The 18,742-nt window shown below is 34.4% G+C and carries 19 protein-coding genes and 1 pseudogene; 13 read left to right on the top strand and 7 right to left on the bottom strand.

The annotated features are described in order from the left end of the window. Positions 1–25: 25 nt before the first annotated feature. Complete coding sequence (gene rocD / locus EGH73_RS08805; RefSeq protein WP_123281514.1) at positions 26–1,270, top strand: ornithine--oxo-acid transaminase; 1,245 nt, start codon at positions 26–28, stop codon at positions 1,268–1,270. A gap of 1 nt (position 1,271) precedes the next feature. Beyond that, positions 1,272–2,033, top strand: coding sequence for a glycosyltransferase family 2 protein (locus EGH73_RS08800; protein ID WP_123281513.1), 762 nt, complete (start codon positions 1,272–1,274; stop codon positions 2,031–2,033). On the opposite strand, the gene EGH73_RS08795 is transcribed toward EGH73_RS08800, so the two are convergent. Continuing rightward, entirely contained in the window at positions 2,023–2,892 is an 870-nt protein-coding gene (locus EGH73_RS08795) for a hypothetical protein (protein ID WP_123281512.1), read from the bottom strand. The genes EGH73_RS08800 and EGH73_RS08795 overlap by 11 nt on opposite strands. Before the next feature lie 168 nt (positions 2,893–3,060). Here EGH73_RS08795 and EGH73_RS08790 point away from each other — a divergent pair, with 168 nt between their 5' ends. From EGH73_RS08790 to EGH73_RS08780, 3 genes are read left to right on the top strand one after another with little or no spacing between them, the layout of a single operon-like run. Then, positions 3,061–4,026: a glycosyltransferase family 2 protein gene (locus EGH73_RS08790; protein WP_123281511.1), complete on the top strand. Its 966-nt coding sequence runs from the start codon at positions 3,061–3,063 to the stop codon at positions 4,024–4,026. Beyond that, entirely contained in the window at positions 4,023–5,072 is a 1,050-nt protein-coding gene (locus tag EGH73_RS08785) for a glycosyltransferase (RefSeq protein WP_123281510.1), read from the top strand. Before EGH73_RS08790 ends, EGH73_RS08785 begins: the two co-directional genes overlap by 4 nt. 1 nt (position 5,073) lies before the next feature. Beyond that, positions 5,074–6,051, top strand: a complete 978-nt coding sequence (locus tag EGH73_RS08780) for a hypothetical protein (protein WP_123281509.1) — start codon at positions 5,074–5,076, stop codon at positions 6,049–6,051. Here EGH73_RS08780 and EGH73_RS08775 read toward each other — a convergent pair. Next, positions 6,048–8,114: a glycosyltransferase gene (locus EGH73_RS08775; protein ID WP_123281508.1), complete on the bottom strand. Its 2,067-nt coding sequence runs from the start codon at positions 8,112–8,114 to the stop codon at positions 6,048–6,050. The genes EGH73_RS08780 and EGH73_RS08775 overlap by 4 nt on opposite strands. A gap of 56 nt (positions 8,115–8,170) precedes the next feature. Here EGH73_RS08775 and EGH73_RS08770 point away from each other — a divergent pair, with 56 nt between their 5' ends. Both EGH73_RS08770 and EGH73_RS08765 read left to right on the top strand, forming a co-directional pair. After that, a complete protein-coding gene (locus EGH73_RS08770; protein ID WP_123281507.1) occupies positions 8,171–8,680 on the top strand; it encodes a hypothetical protein in 510 nt (169 codons plus the stop codon). After that, complete coding sequence (locus tag EGH73_RS08765) at positions 8,677–8,889, top strand: hypothetical protein (protein ID WP_123281506.1); 213 nt, start codon at positions 8,677–8,679, stop codon at positions 8,887–8,889. The genes EGH73_RS08770 and EGH73_RS08765 overlap by 4 nt, the downstream gene beginning before the upstream one ends. Before the next feature lie 220 nt (positions 8,890–9,109). On the opposite strand, the pseudogene EGH73_RS08760 reads toward EGH73_RS08765, so the two are convergent. After that, positions 9,110–9,453 (bottom strand): annotated as a pseudogene (locus EGH73_RS08760) (phosphomannose isomerase type II C-terminal cupin domain). Between the two features lie 205 nt (positions 9,454–9,658). On the opposite strand from EGH73_RS08760, the gene gltX reads away from it, so the two are divergent. Both gltX and EGH73_RS08750 read left to right on the top strand, forming a co-directional pair. Then, the gene (gltX, locus tag EGH73_RS08755) at positions 9,659–11,167 is read left to right on the top strand and encodes a glutamate--tRNA ligase (RefSeq protein ID WP_123281504.1); all 1,509 of its coding nucleotides are present in this window, start codon (positions 9,659–9,661) and stop codon (positions 11,165–11,167) included. Between the two features lie 65 nt (positions 11,168–11,232). Beyond that, positions 11,233–12,189 (top strand): acetyl-CoA carboxylase carboxyltransferase subunit alpha, encoded by a 957-nt coding sequence (locus EGH73_RS08750; protein ID WP_123281503.1) that lies wholly within the window; start codon positions 11,233–11,235, stop codon positions 12,187–12,189. A gap of 269 nt (positions 12,190–12,458) precedes the next feature. Here the strand turns inward: EGH73_RS08750 and rpsB are convergent, their stop codons facing one another. The 3 genes from rpsB to rplM form a co-directional block, all read right to left on the bottom strand. Beyond that, positions 12,459–13,220, bottom strand: a complete 762-nt coding sequence (gene rpsB, locus EGH73_RS08745) for a 30S ribosomal protein S2 (protein WP_089768881.1) — start codon at positions 13,218–13,220, stop codon at positions 12,459–12,461. 208 nt (positions 13,221–13,428) lie between these two features. Continuing rightward, a complete protein-coding gene (rpsI, locus tag EGH73_RS08740) occupies positions 13,429–13,815 on the bottom strand; it encodes a 30S ribosomal protein S9 (RefSeq protein WP_089768883.1) in 387 nt (128 codons plus the stop codon). A gap of 6 nt (positions 13,816–13,821) precedes the next feature. Next, positions 13,822–14,277 carry a 50S ribosomal protein L13 gene (rplM, locus tag EGH73_RS08735; RefSeq protein ID WP_089768885.1) on the bottom strand — a complete coding sequence of 152 codons (456 nt, stop codon included), beginning with the start codon at positions 14,275–14,277 and terminating at the stop codon, positions 13,822–13,824. Positions 14,278–14,493: 216 nt separating this feature from the next. Between rplM and EGH73_RS08730 the strand changes: the two genes are divergently transcribed. Then, positions 14,494–15,591, top strand: coding sequence for a DUF3667 domain-containing protein (locus EGH73_RS08730; RefSeq protein ID WP_123281502.1), 1,098 nt, complete (start codon positions 14,494–14,496; stop codon positions 15,589–15,591). 92 nt (positions 15,592–15,683) lie between these two features. Here EGH73_RS08730 and EGH73_RS08725 read toward each other — a convergent pair whose 3' ends face one another. Then, on the bottom strand, positions 15,684–16,016 hold the full coding sequence (locus EGH73_RS08725) for a hypothetical protein (RefSeq protein ID WP_089768886.1): 333 nt from the start codon (positions 16,014–16,016) through the stop codon (positions 15,684–15,686). A 258-nt stretch (positions 16,017–16,274) separates the two neighbouring features. Between EGH73_RS08725 and pncB the strand changes: the two genes are divergently transcribed. From pncB to EGH73_RS08710, 3 genes are all read left to right on the top strand, one after another. Next, positions 16,275–17,450: a nicotinate phosphoribosyltransferase gene (pncB, locus tag EGH73_RS08720; protein WP_123281501.1), complete on the top strand. Its 1,176-nt coding sequence runs from the start codon at positions 16,275–16,277 to the stop codon at positions 17,448–17,450. 188 nt (positions 17,451–17,638) lie between these two features. After that, positions 17,639–18,124, top strand: a complete 486-nt coding sequence (locus tag EGH73_RS08715) for a BON domain-containing protein (protein ID WP_089768890.1) — start codon at positions 17,639–17,641, stop codon at positions 18,122–18,124. A 6-nt stretch (positions 18,125–18,130) separates the two neighbouring features. After that, positions 18,131–18,547 carry an SH3 domain-containing protein gene (locus EGH73_RS08710; RefSeq protein WP_089768891.1) on the top strand — a complete coding sequence of 139 codons (417 nt, stop codon included), beginning with the start codon at positions 18,131–18,133 and terminating at the stop codon, positions 18,545–18,547. Positions 18,548–18,742 lie beyond the last annotated feature (195 nt).

The following is an 18,742-nucleotide window of genomic DNA, read 5'->3' as shown; positions in this document are numbered from 1 at the left end:
ATTATTTTTACAAAAAATTAAAGTTATGTCAACAGCAGTTCAGGAAAAAAATTCACAATATTTCATTAATCTTGAAGAAAAACACGGCGCTCATAATTATCATCCGCTTCCTGTGGTTTTGGAACGCGGCGAAGGCGTTTTTGTTTGGGATGTAGAAGGTAAAAAATATTACGATTTTCTTTCGGCCTATTCCGCTGTAAACCAAGGTCATTCTCATCCAAAAATTATTGATGCTTTGGTAAATCAGGCTAAGAAATTAGCTTTGACATCAAGAGCATTTTACAATTCCAATCTTGGTGAATACGAGAAAAAAATTACAAGTCTTTTTGGGTTTGATAAAGTACTTCCCATGAATTCTGGTGCTGAAGCTGTAGAAACGGCGGTAAAATTGGCCAGAAAATGGAGTTACGAAGTCAAAGGAATTTCAGAAAATGCTGCTAAAATAATCGTTTGTGAAAACAATTTCCACGGAAGAACAACGACGATCGTTTCTTTTTCTAATGACCCGGATGCGAATCAGAATTACGGGCCTTTTACGCCTGGATTTGTAAAAATACCTTACAATGATTTGGCAGCGTTGGAAGAAACTCTATCAAATAACGCCCAGAATATTGCTGCATTTTTGGCTGAACCAATCCAAGGTGAGGCTGGTGTCTATGTTCCGGATGAAGGATTTTTGAAAGGCGCATCAGAATTGTGCAAAAAATACAATGTATTGTTTATTGCAGATGAAGTTCAGACGGGAATTGCAAGAACCGGAAGATTAATTGCCTGTCATCACGAAGATGTTCAACCTGATATTCTGATTCTAGGAAAAGCGCTTTCCGGCGGAATGTATCCTGTGTCTGCAGTTTTAGCAAACAACGATATTATGAATGTTATCAAGCCAGGGCAACACGGATCAACTTTTGGAGGAAACCCTATTGCTTGTGCAGTGGCAGTGGCAGCTTTAGATGTCGTAGAAGAAGAAAAATTATCCGAAAGAGCTGAAGATTTAGGACAGCTTTTCCGTTCTGAGATAGAGAAATTAATTGAGAAAACAGATTTAATAACGAAAGTACGAGGTAAAGGTTTGCTGAATGCCATTCTAATCAATGATTCCCCAGACAGCAAAACAGCCTGGAATCTTTGCTTACAACTGAAAGAAAATGGATTGCTTGCCAAACCCACACATGGAAACATTATAAGATTGGCACCACCTTTGGTAATCACCGAAGAACAGCTATTGGATTGTGTAAAAATCATCGAGAAAACTATTTTGGAGTTTTAAAATGACACACCTTAAAGAAAAAATCAGCGGTTTAATCATCACTTATAACGAAGAAAAAAACATTCGAGAAGTTCTCGAATGTTTTGATTTTTGTCATGAGATTATCGTTGTTGATTCTTACAGCACAGATAAAACAACGGATATTGCTAGATCCTTTTCTAATGTCACAGTTGTTCAAAATAAATTTGAAGATTATACGAAACAAAGAAATCTCGCTCTCAATTTGGCAAACAATGATTGGGTCTTTTTTCTGGATGGGGACGAGAGAATTTCGGAAAAAGGAAAACAAGAAATTATAGAAACCGTGAACAATCCTAATGCTTGCGATGCCTATTATATCTACCGAATTTTTTTTCTAGGTCAGCAAAAAATACGCTTTTCCGGTACACAAAACGATAAAAACTTCAGGCTTTTCAGAAAATCAAAAGCGCATTATGATGATCTGAAAAAGGTGCACGAAACACTTTTAGTAAACGGAAAAATTGGATTTTTAAAGCATAAATTACTTCACTATTCTTTTGAGAATTATCATCGTTTTAAAGATAAAATGATTTATTATGGGCAACTGAAAGGTTTGGAACTGTCTCAAAAAGGAAAAAAATACAGTTCTTTTATGAAATGGAGTAAAACTACTTTCAAATTTATTAAAACTTATATTTTAAAACTCGGGGTCTTGGATGGTATAAACGGTTTAAAGATTAGTTATCTGCAAAGTTTATATGTTTATGAAACCTATGAATCATTAAGAAAAGCTACTTCTTAACATAAACAGGTCTTTGGTTGGTGTAAAATTTATCAATCAGATTTTTAAGTTTTCTCTGAGTGCTGGATTCTTTGATCCGAATAGGAATTTTAGAAAGTTCCATATCTTTTATACGTTCTACAACTGCATCAAAATGATACTTCTTCATAAAACATTCTCTTAGAAAAAGACTTATTGTATCATTCCATTGTTTTTTATTTCCCCAATAATGCCCAACAATATGGTCTGCTGGTTGTAACTCTGAATATTGATTGAGTCCAAGGGAAAACGCAAATTGTTCAATCAATCTTCTTGTAACGCCATCTGCACACATGGCGTCATTAATCTGAAGCGTTAGTTCCAGACATTCGAAATGTTTTTGTGATACGCCTATTAGTCCGGCATTCCACATTGCTACATTTTCATTGATTATGATATTTCCATAGGACTTCCCTTTCATCTGTTTCCACATTAGTTTTTCGGTTTTTGATGAAAGTTGCGATAGTTTGCCTTCGTTAAGGTGCATAAATTGATTTCCACTTTGAAGAGCAGTACGCAATACAGCTGTATTTTTATAGAAAAAAGTATCCGAATCCAAATACAAGATAGAATCCTGTGGATATTTCTGAGCAACCAACTGCAGTGCTTTTATTTTTACCCTCCAAAAAAACTGATGAGGACCTTCCCAATCCCTTATAGTATCTTGGTTAATGACTATTGTTTCTATTTTATCTTCGAAAAAACCGAATAGGGAGGAGTCATCTGTTATTACAATAATTTTATCATCACCGTTTTTATGTAACTGAGCCGTAAAAATGGAAAAATAGGCTTGCTGATAATTTTCGATTTTAGTACCAAATACTAAATATACAATGTTCATTTGTTTAATTTTGATGGGAATCGGGATAGTAAACAATTAGTAAAACAGAGCGATGCGCTGATAATTATTAAGTTTTTTATTATCTTGCAAGTTAATAAAATATTGTAAAATAGGCGATCCGCAAGCGGCTTTGTTTTTTAATTTTCAAGCAAACATTTTTGAAACCAAATGAATTACCCATTAATTAGCCTAATTATCCCTTGTTACAATGCTGAAAAAACGCTGGAAAAATGTCTGATTTCAGTATGCGGGCAAACGTATGGGAATTTAGAAATCATTATTGTAGATGATGGTTCCACTGATGGATCATTGCAAATATATACGAAACATCAGAGCCAAGATGAACGAATAAAAATAATCAAACAAGAAAACGGAGGTGTTTCCAAAGCCCGAAATGTAGGGCTGAAATCTGCAACCGGAGACTACATCTGTTTTGTAGATTCTGATGATTGGGTTGATGCCAATTATTGCGCAAAACTCTTTCAATTACTTACAAATGAAAATGCAGACATTGCCATTATAGAAGCCAGCTATGAAGATGAAAACGGGCAAATTGTTTTCCAGAAACCTACCACCACGGAAACAACTTTTGACGGTAGAAAAGCCTTATCTCTTTTGTTAGAAGATACCGTGATCCAGAGTCATCCGTGGGGAAAATTATACAAATCCAGTCTGATAAAAGATCTCAGTTTCCCCGAAAATTTAAAATGTTTTGAAGATTATTCCACACTTTTCAAAATTTTTGACCAAGCAGAAAAAGTGGTAAGATCCAATGATAAGCTATACCATTACATCCAGCGAGACAACAGTCTTTCCCACGACCTTTCTCCAGAAACAGCTTATTATTTTTACATTGCCATAATGGACGTTTTCAGGTTTTGGCAAGGCACAAGAAAAGTAGAAAACCAACAAAAAATTGCCAAAAATTTTGTTAAGAAATTATTGATGGTTCTCAAAAGGATTCTGCGTCAAACCTCCAAAGAAGAAATGACAAATGAGAAAGAAGCCATCCGACAATCATTTACTTTATTTCTAAAATATCCCGCGAAAACAATCGGCTTAGAATACTATTTTTATCTGAGACTGTATTATTACTTTCCTAATCTGTACACAAAATTAATATCAAAAAAATGATTTCTCAACCACTAGTGTCTATTATTATTCCTTGTTACAATGCGGAAGAATATATCGAAGCGTGTATAAACTCTGTGATATTACAAGATTATGAAAATTGGGAGTGTATCATAATCAATGATGGAAGCAAGGATAATACTTTAAATATAATAAAAATCTTTGAAGCTGAAAGCCATAAGATAACTGTTTTTGCGCAAGAAAATCTGGGACTTTCTGCTACTAGAAACAAAGGAATGGATAATGCAAAAGGAGAATTTATCTTTTTCCTGGATCAAGATGATATTCTAGCCACTGATGCAATCAGCACAATGGTTTATTCATTCGAGGATAATGATATCATTGTTGGGATTACTGTAACAACGAATATTATAGAAGGAGAAATAAATAAGGTTTCTCAGCTGCTACATCCAAAAGAAGGCTCAATTACTTTTAAAAATGATCATTTTGAAGTTTTAAAAATAACAATGGAATCTGGTCTTAAGCCAGTTGCACAAAACAGATTGTATAATAGAGAATTTATCAAAAAAAATAATCTTTGTTTCAAAAATGGTATTTTACACGAAGACGAACTTTGGTTTTTTGAAACAATGCTGGTTGCAAAGAATGTGAAATTCATTAATAAAGAGACATACTATTACAGGATTGATAATGCCGCATCCATAACTAAAAACTTAAGTGACAATAATTTGAAATCTTATATTCTTGTTATGGAAGAGATTTTAAAAAAATACGGACGTGATGAAAAATATGGTGTCATTGCTACTTGGTATGCGATCTACATAAAAAAAATATTCTTTGACTTTGCAATTAGGGAACGTAGCAAATTAAGCAAAGAAGTTATTTCTGAAATGGAAAAATCTTTAAAGACTAGCTATGTGCCTCTAGGTAAAAAAAATATCCTTTCAAAGAATAACAGTATTTATTATAAAACAATCAATAAGTTATCTTTAAATAATTTTAGAATTATAGAGAAATATTTCTTTCGTAATAAAATAAACAGTCTGAGAAAACTACTTCTGGTTCTGAAAATAAACTTTTTGAAATAGGATGGGAAACCATAAAACTTTTCTTCTAATGATGCCAGATTATTCAGACTTTCCTAATTTATTTATGGATAATCTGAATAAGGTAGGTTTTTTGCCATTTGTGATTACAGACAATCCATCAAAATTCAAGTATAAGGGCATTGAAAAGATCATCAATTTTTCCAGGAAATTTTTTTTAAAAGATAGAGAATATAAAAAGAAGCTGATTGAGGAACATAAGCTTAGAGAATATTATAAAAAGATTTCGCAGCTTGATATGTTAGATTATGTTTTGGTAATTCGTCCGGATGCATTTCCTATTCCTGTGATTCAGGAGTTAAAAAAGAAAACCAAAAAACTAATTGCTTACCAATGGGATGGGATCGAAAAATTCCCTGAAGTGAAAAAATATTTTCATCTTTTTGACACATTTTTCTGTTTTGATTCTGCGGACGAAAAAAACAATATAAAACCAATTACTAACTTTTATTTTGATTGCATTCCGCCGGTTTACAAAGATTATAATGCTCAAAAACCCGAGTTTTACTTTGTAGGATTATATTGGGAAAATAGAGAGAAAAAGATTGACCGATTCATATCCGAAGTATTAAAAATGGAAGTTGAACTGTCCATTTTTATTCAATATAATAACAAATCAGAAATCAAGAACCCAAAAATAAAATATATAAAGGAAAGGATTACTTTTTTGGAAAACCTTAGAAACGTAGAAAAAGCAGATGTTTTATTAGATTTTGTAGATCCAGTACATAATGGGCTTTCTATCCGTTTTTTCGAAGCAATCTATTACAAGAAAAAAGTGATTACAGATAATCAAACAGTAAAAGATTATGACTTTTACCATCCAGACAATATCTTTGTTTTAGACGAAAATTTTGATCAAATAGACAGCTTTCTCAACACACCCTATCGAGAACTTTCTGAAGAAATTGTAAAAAAATATGGCTTCACCAATTGGATCAAACAGATTACAGAAGCTTAAAATCCCAGATAGCTAAAAAGTTTTTTAATATTATTTTCCTGTGACTCAATGGAAAATTTTGAAAGTGGCAAAGCACTATTGGAATGTAAAGTCTGCCATAAATTTTCATTGCTGTACAATTCTAATATTTTTTCAGCAAAATCTTTTGGGCTATCACTACTAATGGAAGCAGTAATTTTATCTTCCAGACCCATTCCCTCAGCACCAATCGTTGTCGTGACAACCGGCAAACCGAACTCCAGCGCCTGCCCTATTTTTCCCTTCACGCCGGCTCCGTATCTCAATGGTGCAACAAATATTTTGGAATTTTCAAACCAATCATCTACCGATTCCTGATAACCCAAAATTTGAAAATTATCAGAATGATATTGCTCTTTGAGATCTTCCGGAAAATTAGAGCCTAAAATGAAAACTTTAATAGAACTATTTTTTTCCCAAACCAGTGGCATAATCTCTTCAAATAGAAATTTTACGGCATCCAGATTCGGCATGTGATAATAGCCGCCTATAAAAAGCAAACCGTCACGCTTTGAGAAATCAGCATTTTGAAGTGTCACAGGTTTATGTATATTACTAACAGTAAATATTTTATCTCTATTAATTCCTTGCTTAGAGACGATATTTTTTTCTTCATCACTGATGGATACTACTGCATCTGCATTCTGCATCCCAAAATACTCTTTGTCTTTAAAAGACTTCATCTCCTTTTTTCTACTTTTCGTAACTTCCAAATAATTATTTTCCCGTTCCATTCTCAGGTAGTGAAGATCTACCATATCGTAGATAATCTTTTTGCCAGAAATTTTATTTTTAATCTGCTTATACCAATAATCAAATCCTAATGGTCTGAAAATCCAGACAATATCTACATAATGAAGAGCTTCTGTCACCTGATCTGAAACTGTTACAATTTTATCCTTCGTATTTACATAGTCTTTACATACTTCGATACCAATACCTCTGAAAAAGTCTATATACACATCATCACCAGTTTCTTCGAATTGTTTTACAGCTAAAATTATTTTATGATCATTTTTCTGTAGAATCTTAATCATTTCAAAAAGCCTTCTCGAACCAGAATCTTTATCCGGTTTTGGCATGTTTTCCTCTAAAATAAGAATATTTGGTTTTTTGTAATGTGCATTGAAGTTAGTCCTTTTACCATCTTCCAAAAATCTTTCATTAGTAAAATACTGATCCCATCTACTTATAAAAGTCTCTCTGTTTTTCTGTAACAAACGCTCTTTGTTACTATCTTTTCCCGTATAAGAGATATTTTCAAAATGAATAATTTCCGACTTTGGCTGATAGTAAATATCCAGTTTCTGTTCGTATTTTAATCTTTGACAAAGATCGGTTTCCTCATAATATGCCGGTAAAAATGCTTCATCCAAGAGATTTAGTTTTCCATCAATATCTTCTCTTTTGAATAATAAACTACATCCAGAGCAGTAATCTACTTTTCGAAGATAATTATACTTTGGAGCATCTATGGCATAACATCTTCCCAAATTAACAATCTCAGAATCTTTAAAAATAAGACAACCTGCTTCCTGCAAAGTATTGTCTGCAAAAACCATCTTGGAGCCAACTGCACCCACACTTTCTTTAGTTTCAAAAACCTCCAGTAAACTCGATAAATAGTTTTCCTGAACTTCTACATCATTGTTTAGAAGATAAACATATTTTCCTTTGGCTACCTCTATCCCTTTATTTATATTTCTTAAAAAACCTAGGTTTTCAGAATTATTTATAACAGTAATTCCAGCTATCTTATTTAAATAGTCCAAAGTATCATCAGTACTGTTATCATTGATGATAATAATTTCCTTTGAAACTTCCTTGTCAAATTGTGAAATAGTGTAGAGACAATTGAGCGTATATCTGATTTGATTATAAACAGGTATAATAATAGAAACCTTCGGATTTACATTGGAATTACTAAAATCGAAATTATAGCTTTTAAAAAAATCAAGATCAAAATGGTTAATCTTTAGTTTTCTCTTATTTCTGATAAAACTACGATCTTTAATTCTTTTTTTTAAAAATCTTTTAATTCCCATTTTTAATTTATTATTTTGTCAAGCTATTTTATTAAGAAAACGAAAGTAGTAAAATTATGACAGACAAAAAAAATGTTATCAAAGCTGGATATCTTATTTCTTATGATTACGCATATATCTTCAATTCATTAAAATTAATTTACAATCATGTGGATAGCATTATAATCAGTTATGATGCTGATAATAAAACTTGGGCAGGAAATGACATTTTAATTCCAGAAAGTTTTTTTACTGAAATCAAAGCAATTGATATTCATAATAAAATCGCTTTTTACAAAGATCAATTTTATATTCCCAACCGTGAGCCTATGGAATTGGAAACAAGACAGCGGAATATGATGGCAGAAAAAATGGGAAATGGCGGTTGGCATATCCAAATTGATAGTGATGAATATGCTTATGATTTTGGGACAATGGCAAAGTTTCTAAGAAAAAACCGATTCCTTACTAAAAATCCGAAGAAAACACCAATTAATTTTCTAGTGAATTTAATTGTACTTTTCAAAAATAACAAAGACGGCTATTATGTAATACAGCCAAGCCATTCAATGAGACGTGCTTCTTGATTACTAATAATCCTGTTTATGAAAAAGCAAGAAAACCTCACGTTGGCAGAACTATACAACTATACTATTTTATGATTCATCAATCTTGGGCAAGAAATCCTACTGAGATTGAAGAAAAAATCAAAAACTGGGGACATAAAAATGACTTTGACGTGCAGGAATTCTATAAAAAATGGATGGATTTAGACAAAAATAATTTTGAGAATTAGGTTGATTTCCACCCACTTCCTGGGTCATTCTGGGGAAAACTGGCTTATTGAAGCAAATAATATCCAGGATTTTATTGAAAATTTCAAACAAAAACACCCTCAAAAGAAATTATTCTTAGATTTATCTTTTACAAAAAAAATTAAACTTTATCTCAAAAGTTTAATTTAAATAAAAAGGGAATATCGCTATTCCCTTTTTTGTTTTATGTTTAATTTTTTTTTAACTTCTATCATACTCATCCTCCAATCTCACAATATCCTCTTCACCAAAATAAGTCCCTGTCTGAACTTCTATAAAAACAACAGGTTTATCCGTAAGATTCATTATTCTGTGCTTTGCACCAAGTGGGATAAAAACACTTTGACCGTAAGCTAAAGAAATTTCTTCACCATCCACAACAATCGTTGCATTACCTTCGATAATGGTCCATTGCTCCTGTCTTTTATGATGATATTGATAAGATAATTTTTGACCAGGATTGACTTCAATTCTTTTTAATTTATAGTTTGGCTCATCTGCCAAAACATAGTATTTCCCCAAGGTCTTTCACCAATTTCTAACATAGTCATAATTTTAATCGTCAAAAATACTATTTCGTGTAAGATTAACCAAATTATAAAAGGCAAACCAACGAAATTTCTTAATTTTGCACCACAATTTTGATATGAAATCGCCATTATAAACTTGTAGATCTACAGATGGATATAAGCGATTATATTACTTATTCCGATAATCGGAATGACCTTTTAAAACATTACATATCTATATATGACAAAAGTAAGAGTGCGTTTTGCACCAAGTCCAACGGGAGCTTTACATTTAGGCGGTGTTAGAACTGCATTGTATGATTATCTTTTCGCAAAAAACAAAGGTGGCGAATTTGTACTCAGAATCGAGGATACAGATACAGCCAGATATGTAGAAGGCGCAGAAGATTATATTATGAATTCTTTGGAGTGGTGTGGGATTATTCCTGACGAAAGCCCAAAAGTTGGCGGACCTTATGCTCCTTACAGACAATCTGAAAGAAGAGATATTTACGACAGATACAAAGAGCAAATATTGAAAACAGATTATGCTTATTTAGCTTTTGATACGCCTGAAGAATTGGATGCTATCAGAAAAGACTTCGAAGCTAGAGGTGATGTTTTTGCCTACAATCATCAGACAAGACAACAATTAAGAAACAGTATTTCTCTTTCCGCGGAAGAAGTTCAGAAATTATTAGATGAAAATGTTCCTTATGTTGTTCGTTTCAAAATGCCGATTGACAGAACTCTTAATCTTCAAGATATCATCAGAGGAAATTTTTCAGTAAATACCAATACGCTAGATGATAAAGTTCTAATCAAAAATGATGGAATGCCAACTTATCATTTCGCCAATGTTGTGGATGATTTTGAAATGAAAATTTCTCACGTTATCCGTGGAGAAGAATGGTTACCATCTATGCCTTTGCACGTTTTATTATATGAAGCAATGAATTGGGAAGCACCGGAATTTGCTCATTTGTCTTTAATTCTAAAACCTGAAGGTAAAGGAAAATTAAGCAAAAGAGACGGCGCAAAATTCGGATTCCCAGTTTTTCCTATGGATTTCAAAGATCCGGAAAGTGATGAAATTTGGAAAGGTTATAAAGAATCTGGCTATTTCCCTGAAGCTTTTATCAATATGACAGCTTTGTTAGGTTGGACACCCTCAAACGATAGAGAGATTATTTCAATGGACGAAATGATTGCCGAGTTCGATCTTCACAAAGTTCATAAAGCCGGCGCAAGATTCGATCCACAGAAAGCTAAATGGTTTAATCAGGAATATTTGAAGTTGAAATCTGATGAAGAGGTTTTGGTTTTACTGAAAGAAATTGATGAAGTTCATGCTTTGAATCTTTCTGATGACAAATTATTGAAAATCATTTCATTGATGAAAGAAAGAGCAACTTTTGTGGTTGATATTTACAATGATGGAAAATTCTTCTTCGAAGCTCCAACTTCTTACGATGAAAAAGCAACCAAAAAAGCCTGGAACGAAACCACTTCTGCAATTTTGAAAGATTTCTTAACCCAATTAGAAACGTCGGAATTTGATTCAGAAACTTTGAAAGAAGCGATTCATCATTTTGCAGAAGAACATTCTATCGGGATGGGAAAACTAATGATGCCTCTTCGTCTCGCTTTGGTTGGAGAACTGAAAGGTCCCGATGTTCCTGATATTATGAATATCATTGGCAAAGAAGAAACGGTAGCACGAATCGAAAAAGCGATTAGGACAAATTAATTATCGGATTCAAAATCTATTTGTAAAAAAAAGATTATTTTTGAACGGTTTAATCCAAACATAATATGGAATATTTAGAATTTGAACAACCTGTAAAAGAACTAATTGAACAATACGAAAAATGCGTTCAATTAGGCACTGAAAGCGGAATCAATGTAGATGAATCTTGTAAAAAAATAAAAGATAAAATAGAAGATACCAAAAAGAAAATATACGGTAACCTAACGCCGTGGCAAAGAGTACAGCTTTCCAGACATCCGGACAGACCTTACACATTGGACTACATCAACGGTTTGGCTGATGCGGGGAGTTTTGTAGAATTGCACGGTGATAGAAATTTCGGGGATGACCCTGCAATGATTGGTGGAATTGCCAGCATCAGCGGAAATACCGTAATGCTCATCGGAACTCAGAAAGGTAGAACAACTAAAGAACGACAACACAGACGTTTCGGGATGTCTAACCCAGAAGGTTACAGAAAGGCTCTTAGATTGATGAAATTGGCAGAGAAATTCAATATTCCTGTGGTAACTTTTGTGGATACACCTGGTGCTTATCCTGGTCTCGAAGCAGAAGAACGCGGACAAGGTGAAGCTATTGCCAGAAATATCTTTGAAATGTGCCAATTGAAAACTCCAATTATCACAATCATCATTGGTGAAGGTGCAAGTGGAGGGGCTTTAGGAATTGGTGTAGGAAACAAAGTTTATATGCTGGAAAATACTTGGTATTCTGTGATTTCTCCAGAAAACTGTTCTGCAATACTTTGGAGAAGCTGGGAGTACAAAGAAACTGCAGCAACAACAATGAAACTTACCGCTGATGATATGTTGAAGCAGAAGTTGATTGATGACATCATCCCAGAACCACTTGGAGGCGCTCATTATGACAACGCAGCCACTTTTGACAACGTGAAGAAAGTGCTTCTAAAAGACATCAAAACATTATCTAAAATGTCGGTTGAGAAACTGGTTGCAGAGAGACAAGATAAATTTATCGCAATGGGAGAATTCAAAGGGTAGCATTTGGTTGCTGGTGATTGGCTTTTTGCGGCTTGATTCCTTTGATAATAATATTTCAACCCTTTTAGAGTATCGAGCTCTGAAAGGGTTTTTTGTTTCTATTGATTGGAAAAGGTTGTTGTCAGTTGAATTCGCAGCCCGACTTGAGTGGAGCTCATCCGCTGAAGGCGGATAGCGGGAACGGAAGGCGGAAATAGGCGTCCAAAATAATATACAAAAAAAAGCGATTCAAATGATGAACCGCTTTTTTATTATAGAAAAAATTCTAATTATTCTGCATCGAAATCAGAATCTGCATCAGCAGAAACTTTTTCACCTTCTTCTTTAGACTTTTCTTTTTCTGCTTTTCTCTGAGACTGACCCTCTTTTACAGCGTCTGCTACAACAGAAAGGATCATATCGATAGATTTAGAAGCATCATCATTTCCTGGGATTACGAAATCCACTTTTCTTGGATCTGAGTTAGTATCTACGATACCGAAAACTGGGATACCCAATTTTTTTGCTTCTGTAACTGCGATGTGCTCTCTCATAATGTCCACTACAAAAATAGCTGAAGGAAGTCTCACCATATCCGCAATAGATCCTAAGTTTTTCTCAAGATTTGCTCTTTGACGATCTACTTGTAATCTTTCTTTTTTGGATAGTGTTTCGAATGTACCGTCTTTCTTCATTTTATCGATAGCGTTCATTTTTTTAACCGCTTTTCTGATAGTCACGAAGTTAGTTAGCATTCCACCTGGCCATCTTTCTGTGATGTAAGGCATGTTAAGTTCTGAAGCGTGTTTTGCTACTACTTCTTTCGCTTGCTTTTTAGTAGCTACGAAAAGAACTTTTTTACCTGCAGAAGTTAATTTTTCTAAAGCTGTACAAGCCTCGTCCAATTTCACTGCTGTTTTATGTAAATCTACGATGTGAATACCGTTTTTCTCCATGAAAATGTATGGAGCCATATTTGGATTCCACTTACGAGTCATGTGACCGAAGTGTACGCCAGCCTCTAAAAGGTCTTTTACATTTGCTTTTGCCATGTTTTCTTGTTTTTTGTTAGTTTACTTTCCGCTTTTCTGCAATCAACTTTACTTTAGATGGGAGTAAAGTTTGGATGCTAAACGTAACGGGCAAAGTGGCTGTGGGCTTCTTGCTTTTGGCAATTCGCTTTCCAGCTTTTGATTAAAAAATAAATTTTTAAAAAGTTCATCAACGCTATGTGCCATAAGCCAATAGCCCAATGATTTCTTAACGTTTTGAGAACTGGAATCTCTTTCTTGCTTTTTTCTGTCCTGGTTTCTTTCTTTCCACCATTCTTGCATCTCTTGTAAGCAATCCGTGTGGCTTAAGAAGTAATCTGAACTCTTCGTTGATCTCACAAAGTGCTCTGGAAACACCAAGTCTTACTGCTTCTGCTTGACCAGTGATACCTCCACCAAAAACATTTACTGTAACATCATACTGACCTACAGTCTCTGTCAACAAAAATGGCTGATTTACTTTATAAACTAAAACATCCGTACAGAAGTAAGTTTTAGCATCTTTCCCGTTTATCGTGATATTACCAGTTCCTGGCTTCACGTAAACTCTTGCAACAGAAGTTTTTCTTCTTCCGATTTTGTGTACTATAGACATACTCAATTATTTGAATTCGTTAACATTGATTACTTTTGGCTGTTGAGCTTCGTGTTTATGCTCAGTCCCTTCATATAAATAAAGGTTCTTGAAAAGAGCGGAACCCAATCTGTTTTTTGGCAACATACCTTTTACAGACTTTTCCAACACTTTTAGTGCATCTTTTTTTCTAAGCTCTTCAGCAGTCATAGACTTCTGACCACCTGGATATCCAGTGTGCCAAATGTAAGTTTTGTCTGCCCACTTGTTTCCGGAAAGTGTTACTTTCCCTGCATTCAAAACGATTACGTTGTCTCCACAATCTACGTGCGGTGTGTAATTCGTTTTGTGCTTACCTCTCAAAATCTTTGCAACGGTAGAAGCTAGTCTTCCCAACGGTTGCTCAGCAGCGTCTACCACAACCCATTCTTTATTAGCGGTAGCTTTGTTTGCTGATACTGTTTTGTAACTTAATGTATTCACAATTTATCGTTTACGATTAAACATAATTTTCCCTCAAAGGGTGTGCAAAGGTAGGAATTTTTTTTCTTATGAAAAATTATGCTCAGAAAAATATTTTAATTTTCTAAAAATTAATACGTTAGCTAAGTATTAAATATGCGAATACTTTTTGAAATTATCAAAATAAACGTTATTTATCATTGATGATTTTTATATTTTTGAAAAAAATCTTGGAAAATGAGCCACGGAAAACTGAGAGAAGAAAAAGACTGCCTGAACTGCGGACATATCGTTGAAGAAAAATACTGTCCCAACTGCGGACAACAGAATATCAAGACAAGACAGCAGTTCCACTATCTTTTCACTCATTTTATTGAAGATTTTACCCACTATGATGGACAGTTCTGGGGAACGTTGAAGAATCTAGTGTTCAAACCAGGAAAATTAACAAATACTTACCTTGAAGGTAAAAGACAAAAATTTGTCCCTCCTGTTAAGCTGTATATCTTTACCAGTTTTATTACGTTCTTTTTATTCGCAGTTTTTCCTCCTTTCAGTTTTAATTTCGAAGGAAAAATCGTGGATGGCAAAGAAAAGAAAATAGCGCTACACAGATTAACCGAAACTTCCAAACAATTGGACAGCATCAGAAAAAGGGAAAACATAAATGGGAAAGACTCTGTAACCATTTCTAAAGTTAATGCTTTGCTGAAAGATTCTATCAAATTAAATAGCCTTCAGAATGATTTCGATATGAGTAAAAAATTGGATGACAATTTTAAATACAACGGTTATACGAGCCGGAAGTCATTCGATTCAGCAAAAGCTAAAAACCCATCTTTCTATGATTTTATCAATGTTCCGATTGCTCATAAATTTTTCGAACTAAAAGAACAAGGTGTTGCAAAAGGTGAAATCTTAAAAAAACTGGGCGAAGTATCGTTTCATAATCTGCCGAAAGCATTGTTTATTTACCTTCCGATTTTTGCATTTTTCCTATGGATTTTCCACGATAAAAAAAAGTGGTGGTATTTTGATCACGGTATTTTTACGCTCCATTATTTCAGTTTTCTGTTACTGACAATCTTAGCATTTTCTTTTTTGGATAAATTGGCAGATGTAACACATTCGTTAATCAGTATTATTATTTACATAGTGATGAATGTCTTGTTCTTCTATAGTATTATATATTTCTTCATAGCGCACCATAAGGTTTATCATACCCACGGAGTAACCAGTTTTATCATTGGAAGCATTCTGTTTATGATTAATTTCTTTGCCTTTTTATTTTTGGTTGTAGGCTTGGGCATCATCAGTTTTCTGATGATCCATTAAAACAAAAAGCCAATTTTCTTAAAAAACCAGACTTTTTTAAATTAAATATTGTCTAATAAACAAATCACTGAAAGCCCTCTGCCAGAAGCCAATTAATATCTCAAAGATTTACTTTCTCGGAAACTTGCAATCATATAATAAGCGACGAAAACTGTAGAAAACTTTATAATAGAAGGAACTGCAGTTTCGAAATTGAAAAATATCAGTCCGATGGCCACCAGGAATACAATTCCAATTAAGGAAATTCCCATTTTCTTATGAAGCGGCCATTCCGGATGGTCTACAAAATAAGCCAATCCCCAACCGATTCCGAAAGCGGAAGCTACGTAGAGCTCCGCCCAGAAATCCGCAGGGTCGCCCGTGAGACGTCTAAGAAAAAAACTAATCAGGGTTCCAACTGCGAAATACATCAGCGATTTTATCATTTCAAAAAATTTTGACAAAAGTAAGGATTGTAATTGAAAATTACTTTTGGAATCCCCAAAGCAAAACACAAAATCGCAAGGTATGATTTCTATCTACGTGCTTATAAGGCTCAAAGATTGCTCAATTTAACGAAGTTAAAAACCTTGTGCCTTCGAAATATAAAGCAACTCAAAGAAGAAATTGTCTTTTTGATAAATTTCTCAGCAATTCTAAATCTCGTCAACAAAATTCATTAGATTTGTGTAAACGATATTTTTATGCACGAGGTAAGGCTCAAATCTATTCTAGATAATGATTTCTATAAAATTACAATGCAAAATGCAGTTGTGAAATTATTCACAAACGAGATTGTAAAATATGAATTCATCAACCGTGGGAAACATGAATTCCCGCAAGGTTTTGCTGATGAACTCCGAAAGGCTGTCAATGCAATGGCAGAATTAAAATTGACCAAAGACGAAAAAAAATATCTGAAAGTCACCTGTCCATATCTAGCGCTACCCTATCTGGATTTTCTGGAAGGTTTTCATTATGACCCATCGGAAGTAAAAATAGAACAAATCGGAAATGACCTGAAAGTATCAGTAGAAGGCCTCTGGTACAGAACAATTCTTTGGGAAGTTCCTCTTCTTGCTCTCATTAGTGAACTTCACTATGAAATGAATCATATGGAGCGACAAACCAACGAAGAAGTCATTAATAAGACTGTAGAAAAAGCCATCTATCTCACAGAGCTTGGCGTGCCATTTGCCGAATTTGGAACCAGAAGAAGACATTCTTACAAAGTCCACAGATTGGTGATGGATGCTTTGATTCAGGATAAAAAATCGACTTTTACCGGAACTTCCAACGTACACCTGGCTATGATGTATAACGTAAAACCTATCGGAACACACGCTCACGAATGGTTTATGTTTCACGCTGCGGAATTTGGTTTTAAAATGGCGAATTCTATCGCACTAGAAAATTGGGTCAATGTTTACCGCGGCGATCTAGGCGTGGCTTTGTCCGATACTTACACCACAGATGTTTTCTTCCAGCAGTTTGATAAAAAGTTCGCAAAGTTGTTTGATGGGGTACGTCACGACAGCGGCGATCCGCTGGAATTTGCAGACAAAACAATCGCTCACTATACGAAGCAAGGCATCAATCCGCTATTCAAATACATTATTTTTTCCGATGGACTGAATCTCGAAAAAGTAGAAGAAATCACGAATTACTGCAGGGGTAAAATAGGAATCTCTTTCGGAATCGGAACCAACCTTACCAATGATGTGGGACTGAAACCAATGAATATTGTAATGAAACTTATCAGCGTGAAAGGTATTAACAACGAATGGATCCCAACGGTGAAGCTATCTGATGAAAAAGGGAAATACACCGGTGACCCAAAATTGATAGAACTTGCAAAGGAGTTTCTCAGAATAAAATAGATCAGAAATCACCTTTTTCATCAACTTATAAAGTTCTGTTAAATATTTCTGATGTGCATCTTTGCATTAAAAAAGTTTTTAAATTTACTAAAGACGAAATTTAAATCAAAATACGATGGTCCTACCCTTTGTTTGGCATCAATTTTATTAGTTATAAATCACGACTTAAATAAATTAATTTTTATCCTATGAAAAAAACATTTAAAATTGCGGCTCTAGCATTGATGGTATCAATGACAGCCGTATCTTGTAAAAAGAAAGTATCTGACGCTGAACTTACCTCACAAGCTACAACTGCGATTACAGCTTATCCGGGAACTTCTGTGGAAGTGAAAGAAGGACAAGCTCACCTGAGCGGAACTTTTGCAACTGAAGCAGACAAGCAAGCTGCAATCGATGCTCTGAAAAAAATCCAAGGCGTGAAAGATGTTCACGATATGGCGACAGTTACACCAGCTCCTACAGCTGCACCAGTTGAAGTGAATGTGGTAGATGCTGCAGTTCTTCAAAAAGTGAATGATGCTCTTAAAGATATCCCTGGCGTAAAAGCAGAAGATATCAATGGAACTCTTACACTGACTGGATCTACAACTGCTGCAAACGCAAGAAAAGTGAAAGAATCGGTGGATGCGCTTAAAATTGGAAAATACGATAACAAAATCACAGTTAAATAATCACAAATGAGTTTACAAGACAAATATGCTAGTGTAGTTTCTGCAGCTCAGTCAGCAGGACTTTCTGACCTTTCTGTTCAGGAGCAGGACGGCGTTCTTTACATCACAGGAAAGGCTTCTAACAGTGCGTCAAAAGATGCTGTATGGAATGCGCTTGGTGCTATTGATACTTCGTACACTGCTACAGATATTAACATTGACGTTCAGGTTTCCGGTTTGGAAGCAGGAACATCTCTTACAGTTGCTACCGAAGATTCTAATTTGAACATCAGACAGGCACCTTCTACTGAAGCTGCTGTTGTGGGTAAGGCGGCTAAAGGAGAAGCGGTAACTTTAGTAGAACAATCTTCTGACGATTGGTGGAAAATCAAAACTAAAGACGGCGAAGAAGGTTATGCTTACTCAAGGTATTTGAAGGCATAATTTTAATCACCTAAAGAAATATGGAAACCTCCGAAACCCGGAGGTTTTCTTATTTTGATATTATTTAACGTGAGTTCGATGTAGGGTATTTTCAAATTAACTGATAATCAATTTATTGCATTTTATTAATAGCTTCGGACTTTAGCCCGATGTAAAGATTGAAGTTCAGCATTGGCTTTAGCCAAAATCAATGAT

It is taken from the genome of Epilithonimonas hominis, from assembly GCF_003730015.1.
Lineage (GTDB): Bacteria > Bacteroidota > Bacteroidia > Flavobacteriales > Weeksellaceae > Epilithonimonas > Epilithonimonas hominis.
Note: the sequence above shows the minus strand (reverse complement) of the source record. Positions and strands in the feature narration are given on the sequence as shown.

Coding starts and splice junctions, on each gene's coding strand:
- EGH73_RS08800 (WP_123281513.1), top strand. CDS start 1,272: ATGACACACCTTAAAGAAAAAATCAGCGGTTTAATCATCACTTATAAC.
- EGH73_RS08750 (WP_123281503.1), top strand. CDS start 11,233: ATGGAATATTTAGAATTTGAACAACCTGTAAAAGAACTAATTGAACAA.
- rocD (WP_123281514.1), top strand. CDS start 26: ATGTCAACAGCAGTTCAGGAAAAAAATTCACAATATTTCATTAATCTT.
- rpsI (WP_089768883.1), bottom strand. CDS start 13,815: ATGTCTATAGTACACAAAATCGGAAGAAGAAAAACTTCTGTTGCAAGA.
- EGH73_RS08715 (WP_089768890.1), top strand. CDS start 17,639: ATGAAAAAAACATTTAAAATTGCGGCTCTAGCATTGATGGTATCAATG.
- gltX (WP_123281504.1), top strand. CDS start 9,659: ATGACAAAAGTAAGAGTGCGTTTTGCACCAAGTCCAACGGGAGCTTTA.
- EGH73_RS08780 (WP_123281509.1), top strand. CDS start 5,074: ATGGGAAACCATAAAACTTTTCTTCTAATGATGCCAGATTATTCAGAC.
- EGH73_RS08790 (WP_123281511.1), top strand. CDS start 3,061: ATGAATTACCCATTAATTAGCCTAATTATCCCTTGTTACAATGCTGAA.
- EGH73_RS08730 (WP_123281502.1), top strand. CDS start 14,494: ATGAGCCACGGAAAACTGAGAGAAGAAAAAGACTGCCTGAACTGCGGA.
- EGH73_RS08795 (WP_123281512.1), bottom strand. CDS start 2,892: ATGAACATTGTATATTTAGTATTTGGTACTAAAATCGAAAATTATCAG.
- pncB (WP_123281501.1), top strand. CDS start 16,275: ATGCACGAGGTAAGGCTCAAATCTATTCTAGATAATGATTTCTATAAA.
- EGH73_RS08775 (WP_123281508.1), bottom strand. CDS start 8,114: ATGGGAATTAAAAGATTTTTAAAAAAAAGAATTAAAGATCGTAGTTTT.
- EGH73_RS08785 (WP_123281510.1), top strand. CDS start 4,023: ATGATTTCTCAACCACTAGTGTCTATTATTATTCCTTGTTACAATGCG.
- rpsB (WP_089768881.1), bottom strand. CDS start 13,220: ATGGCAAAAGCAAATGTAAAAGACCTTTTAGAGGCTGGCGTACACTTC.
- EGH73_RS08725 (WP_089768886.1), bottom strand. CDS start 16,016: ATGATAAAATCGCTGATGTATTTCGCAGTTGGAACCCTGATTAGTTTT.
- EGH73_RS08770 (WP_123281507.1), top strand. CDS start 8,171: ATGACAGACAAAAAAAATGTTATCAAAGCTGGATATCTTATTTCTTAT.
- EGH73_RS08710 (WP_089768891.1), top strand. CDS start 18,131: ATGAGTTTACAAGACAAATATGCTAGTGTAGTTTCTGCAGCTCAGTCA.